Origin of the sequence: Acidovorax sp. HMWF018 (genome assembly GCF_003061035.1) — a bacterium.
Lineage (GTDB): Bacteria > Pseudomonadota > Gammaproteobacteria > Burkholderiales > Burkholderiaceae_C > Acidovorax > Acidovorax delafieldii.
Window position 1 is genome coordinate 1 of the sequence record NZ_QAIM01000129.1, and the last position, 3,321, is coordinate 3,321.

3 protein-coding genes and 1 pseudogene are annotated in these 3,321 nt (G+C 63.0%); 3 read left to right on the top strand and 1 reads right to left on the bottom strand.

Annotated elements, in window-relative coordinates; all coding sequences use genetic code 11:
* From DBR23_RS05030 to DBR23_RS05040, 3 genes and pseudogenes are all read left to right on the top strand, one after another.
* Positions 1-115: pseudogene (locus DBR23_RS05030) on the top strand (2-hydroxychromene-2-carboxylate isomerase); the annotation flags it as partial.
* 173 nt (positions 116-288) lie between these two features.
* Complete coding sequence (locus DBR23_RS05035) at positions 289-1,950, top strand: MFS transporter (RefSeq protein WP_056057882.1); 1,662 nt, start codon at positions 289-291, stop codon at positions 1,948-1,950.
* Positions 1,951-2,098: 148 nt separating this feature from the next.
* Positions 2,099-2,308, top strand: a complete 210-nt coding sequence (locus DBR23_RS05040; protein WP_056057887.1) for a hypothetical protein — start codon at positions 2,099-2,101, stop codon at positions 2,306-2,308.
* Positions 2,309-2,398: 90 nt separating this feature from the next.
* Here DBR23_RS05040 and DBR23_RS05045 read toward each other — a convergent pair.
* Positions 2,399-3,321 (bottom strand): ABC transporter substrate-binding protein (locus DBR23_RS05045; RefSeq protein ID WP_108497512.1); only part of this gene is annotated, 923 nt, incomplete at its 5' end.

Genomic DNA, 3,321 nt, shown 5'->3' on the forward strand with positions numbered 1-3,321 from the left:
GGGGCTGGACGGCCTGCCCATGCTGCGTGCCTACCTCGATGGCGACGCCTGGTTCGACGGCCCCGCCTGGGACGCTGTCAGCCAGCTCCCATCGGGTTTACCCGGCAAGCCCTGAGCAATTTCCGGATGCTGAAAGGGGTGCTGCGGGTTTCACCCTAAGTTGTCAGAGAGCGGTCAGTTTGATGAAAGCTCTTGTTGGTTTCGCGTCAGAGGGTGGTCAGTGCCATCTCCAAGAATGCGTGCAGCCCGCCGCAGTGCGGTCTGTAACACCAATAGGAGACACACACCATGGCAACTGTTCATCCCGCACCGCGGCCGATGTCGCCCGAAGAGAGGAAGGTCATCTTCGCCTCGTCGCTCGGCACCGTTTTCGAGTGGTACGACTTTTACCTGTACGGCTCGCTCGCAGCCATCATCGCCAAGCAGTTCTTCAGCGGTCTGGATGCTGGTTCGGCGTTCATCTTCGCGCTGCTGGCGTTTGCGGCGGGCTTCATTGTTCGTCCCTTCGGCGCCATCTTCTTCGGCCGCCTGGGCGACATGATCGGCCGCAAGTACACGTTCCTGGTCACCATCCTTATCATGGGCCTGTCCACCTTCATCGTGGGCATCTTGCCGACTTACGCGTCCATCGGTGTGGCCGCTCCCGTCATCCTGATTGCCCTGCGCCTGCTGCAAGGCCTGGCACTGGGCGGTGAATACGGCGGTGCTGCCACGTATGTGGCCGAGCACGCACCGCACGGCAAGCGCGGCGCCTACACCGCCTGGATCCAGACCACCGCCACGCTGGGCCTGTTCCTGTCGCTGATGGTGATCCTGGGCACCCGCACCGTGCTGGGCGAAGAAGCCTTTGGTGATTGGGGCTGGCGTGTTCCGTTCATCGTGTCGATCCTGCTGCTGGCCATTTCGGTCTGGATCCGCCTGTCGATGAACGAATCGCCTGCCTTCCAGAAGATGAAGGCCGAGGGCAAGACCTCCAAGGCACCGTTGACCGAATCCTTCGGCCAGTGGAAGAACCTGAAGATCGTGATCCTGGCACTGGTGGGCCTGACCGCCGGCCAGGCCGTGGTGTGGTATTCGGGCCAGTTCTATGCGCTGTTCTTCCTGACGCAAGCGCTGAAGGTCGATGGCGCCACCGCCAACATTTTCGTGGCCGTGTCGCTGCTGATTGGTACGCCGTTCTTCATCGTGTTCGGTTCGCTGTCGGACAAGATCGGCCGCAAGCCCATCATCCTGGCAGGCTGCCTGCTGGCCGCGCTGACGTACTTCCCTGTGTTCGGTGCACTGACCAAGGCGGCCAACCCTGCCCTGGCTGAAGCCCAGGCCAAGAACAAGGTGGTGATCACCGCTGACCCTGCAGAGTGCTCGTTCCAGTTCAACCCCACCGGCACCACCAAGTTCACCAGCTCGTGCGACATCGCCAAGCAGGTGTTGGCTGGCGCTTCGGTGAGCTATGAAAACGCTGTGGCTCCCGCCGGTACGGTGGCGAGCATCAAGATTGGCGAAACCGCAATCCCCTCGTACACCAGCAAGGGCCTGAGCGCTGACGAAGCCAAGAAGAAAGACGCCGAGTTCAAGAAGCTCGTGGCCGACGACCTGAAGGCCGCTGGCTACCCCACCAAGGCTGACCCTGCACGCATCGACAAGGTGATGGTCACCATCATCCTGACCTACCTGGTGCTGCTGGTGACCATGGTGTACGGCCCCATCGCCGCAATGCTGGTGGAAATGTTCCCCACCCGCATCCGCTACACGTCCATGTCCCTGCCGTACCACATCGGTAACGGCTGGTTCGGCGGCCTGCTGCCCACCACGGCGTTTGCCATCGTGGCCCAGACCGGCAACATGTACAACGGCCTGTGGTACCCCATCATCATCGCCGGTGCCACGGTGGTGATCGGTGGCCTGTTCATCAAGGAAACCAAAGACGTGGACATCTACGCCAACGACTGATCGTTACTGACCGGTGTACAGGGCCCGCCCCGCAAGGGTCGGGCCCTGTGTTCCATCAAGGGGCTTGTGTCGCGCACCAGTACAACCCACAACCTTGCGCGTCAGCCAGGCCCCTTGATTGAACAAACCCATCCCAGGAGATATTGATATGTGGAAGATTGTTGTTGGCTTCGTCTTGTTTGCTGCGTTGTCGATGTACGTGATCATCACGGCGGGCGACAAGGCCGACATGGGCGGAGAAAAGCACGGTGCCGATGCGGTGCACGCCCCCGAGGCACCCGCCAGCGCAGCTGCACCCGCAGCCGCCGCCGCGCCGGCACCCGCTGCAGCCCCTGCATCGGCTGCAAGCGCGCAATAAGCACATTGCCCGGCATGAAAAAGGCCCTGCCAGCGACTGCTGGCAGGGCCTTTTTTTGTCGTGTCGTAACGCGCGGGCGCTTGCGCCGCGTCAGCGCTTGAAGCGGCCGTCCGTGCCGATGATGGACAGGTCGGAGAAGTCCAGTCCGCTGTGGTCGGTGGGGCTGTAGCTCAGCTCCAGCCCACCCACGTCCCACTTGTGGATGCTCTCCAGCCCCGCATGCAGCTTGGCGCGGTCGGGCTTGGCACCCGCGCGCTTGAGGCCTTCCACCAGCACCTTGGCGCTCACAAAGCCCTCCAGCATGGCGGGCGTCAGGTCGCCGATGTTCTTGGCCTTGGCCAGATCGATGGCCTCCTTGATCACCGGGTAGTTGAGCGAGCGCTCGGACGGGAACACCTGCGTCACCACCACGCCCCGGGCCTGGTCGCCCAGGGCCTTCACAAACCCGCCCGACGCGTTGTTGGACAGGGTGACGATCTGTCCGGCAACGCCCGCGGCGCGCAAGGCCTTGATGCCGTCGACCACCGCCGCGCCGGTGCCGATGAAGATCACGGCCTGGGGCTGCTTGCCGGCCACGCGCGGGGCGATGGCGCTGTAGTCGGGCTTGGCACGGTCAAACTTTTCGATGAACAGCGCCTCGATGTTGTTGGCCTTGAACCCGGCCTGTGCACCAGCCAGCCCGTCGGCGCCAAACGTGTCGTCCACATGCACCACGCCAATGCGCTGGATGCCCAGCGTGTGCAGGTGCGAAATGGCCTTGGTCACCTCGCGCTGGTAGGGCGCCCGCACGTTGAACACGTATTTGCTCACCGGCTGGTGCAGCGCAATCGCCCCGGTGGACGGACCCACCAGCGGCACGCCATGCTGCTCCAGCACCGGGATGATGCCCTGGGTGTGGGGCGTTCCACGGGTCATGAACAGGCCGATCACGCCCTTTTGTTCGATCAGTATGCGGGTGTTGTCCAGGGTCAGCTTGGGGTCGAACTTGTCGTCCAGCGATAGCACCTCCACCT

Bases quoted from the DNA above. Each gene is read 5' to 3' on its own strand.
- DBR23_RS05040 (WP_056057887.1), top strand. From the start codon at position 2,099: ATGTGGAAGATTGTTGTTGGCTTCGTCTTGTTTGCTGCGTTGTCGATG.
- DBR23_RS05035 (WP_056057882.1), top strand. From the start codon at position 289: ATGGCAACTGTTCATCCCGCACCGCGGCCGATGTCGCCCGAAGAGAGG.